This is a genomic window from Pseudoduganella sp. RAF53_2 (assembly GCF_052113985.1).
Classification (GTDB): Bacteria; Pseudomonadota; Gammaproteobacteria; order Burkholderiales; family Burkholderiaceae_D; genus Rugamonas.
Map to the genome: position 1 here is coordinate 1 of NZ_JBFRDW010000870.1, position 1,928 is coordinate 1,928.

Below are 1,928 nucleotides of genomic sequence, written 5' to 3' on the forward strand. Positions count from 1 at the left end.
CCTGATGACGGTGGAATCGAATGCCATGGCTTCCGGTCCGGTCATTACCGGCTCCATCGAGCCAGAGCGCAAGGCCGACCTGCGCGCCGAGGTGAGCGCGGTGGTGTTGCAAGTATTGAAAGAGAACGGTGAAGCGGTGAAGAAGGGCGACCTGCTGGTGCGCCTCGACGACACTTCCCTGCGCGATGCCAACAATTCCGCGATCGAAGCGGTGCGTGCCTCCGCCCAGGTGCTGGACCAGGCCGAGCGCATGTTTCAGCGTAATAAGACCCTGCGCGCTTCCGGCATGACCTCGGCCCAGGCGATGGAAGACGCCGAAGTGCGCCGCAACAGCGCCCAGAGCGACCTGGTAGCCGCCAAAGCGCGTGCCGCCTCGGCCCAGCAGCAGCTGTCGCGCACCCTGGTGCGTGCGCCGTTCGACGGCATCATCTCCGAGCGTAAAGTGTCCAACGGTGACACGGCCCAGATCGGCAAGGAACTGATCAAGGTGATCGACCCGACCTCCATGCGCTTCGAAGGCATGGTGTCCGCCGACAAGGTCGGTGTGGTGAAGGTCGGCCAGCCGGTGCTGTTCCGCGTGAACGGCTACGAAGGCCAGAACTTCATGGGCAAGGTCAAGCGCGTTGACCCGGCCGCCAATCCGGTGACCCGCCAGGTGGTGGTGCTGGTCGATTTCGCCGAGAAGGCCCAGCCGCACGTCGCTGGCCTGTACGCAGAAGGCCGCGTGGAAACCGAAAGCAAGGCTGCGCTGATGATCCCGGCGTCCGCCATGGTGCTGAACGGCGACAGCTCCTACGCCTGGCGCGTCAAGGATAACAAGCTGAATAAAGTCACCCTGACGATGGGCACCCGCGATGAGCGCTCCGGCCTGTGGGCAGTGCAGAATGGCCTGGCCGCCGGCGACCGCCTGCTGCGCGCACCGGGTTCCACCGTGCATGACGGCCAGAAGGTCGAAGTGGTTGTACCGAAGAGCGTCGCCTCCGCCTCCAGCGCGCCGGCAGCTGCAAGCAAAGGAAACTAAGCCATGTTCCTGTCAGATTTCAGTATCAAACGGCCCATTGCGACGATCGTTCTGATCATCGCGATGATGGCCCTGGGCCTGATGGCCTTGAATAAACTCCGCGTCAACCAGAACCCTGACGTGGAAGTGCCGTTCATTGTCGTGAGCATTCCCTATCCAGGCGCTTCGCCGGAAACGGTGGAACGCGAGGTCATCAACCGCCTGGAGAAATCCCTGCAGTCTATTACCGGCGTGACCGAGATCAACAGCACCGCCTCCGAAGGCAGCGCCTCGATCTTCATCAAGTTCACCTTCACCCGTAACCTGATTGAAGCGTCCGACGATATCCGCAATGCGATTGCGGCGGTGCGCTACAAGCTGCCGCTGGAAATGCGCGAGCCGGTGCTGCAACGCATCGACCCGTCGGCCCAGCCGATCGTGCAGCTGTCGCTGTCGTCCAAGAGCCAGAGCCACGCAGTCATTTCGCGCCTGGCCGAAGACCAGCTGGCTGACCGTTTCCGCGCCATCGACGGCGTGGCTTCGGTGACCATCGACGGTTCGCTGAAGCGTGAGCTGTCGGTGCTGCTGAAGGCCGAAAAGCTGCGTGAATACAATGTGTCCGTCAACGACGTGGTCAACGCACTGCGTGCCCAGAACACCAATGCCCCGGTGGGCAAGGTGCGCGGCGAGCTGGATGAAAAGAGCATCCGCCTGGTCGGCCGTATCGAGCGTCCGGAAGAGTTTCAGCAGGTCGTGGTCAAGCGCCAGGGCGATAACCTGATCCGCCTGTCGCAAGTGGCGACCATCGAAGACGGTTTCGCTGAGCGTAATAGCGGCTCCATGCGTTCCGGTAAGCCGAACGTGGGTATTTCCATCACCCGTTCGCGCGATGCGTCGACTGTGACGGTGGCCAAGAATGTGCACAAGG

The 1,928-nt window shown here is 62.3% G+C and carries 2 protein-coding genes; both read left to right on the forward strand.

Translation table 11 applies throughout. The annotated features are described in order from the left end of the window. On the forward strand, window positions 1-1,021 hold a 1,021-nt coding region (locus AB4Z11_RS30510; protein WP_442029757.1), incomplete at its 5' end, for an efflux RND transporter periplasmic adaptor subunit. Window positions 1,022-1,024: 3 nt separating this feature from the next. Continuing rightward, window positions 1,025-1,928: efflux RND transporter permease subunit (locus AB4Z11_RS30515; protein ID WP_442029759.1), on the forward strand; the 904-nt coding region annotated here is incomplete at its 3' end.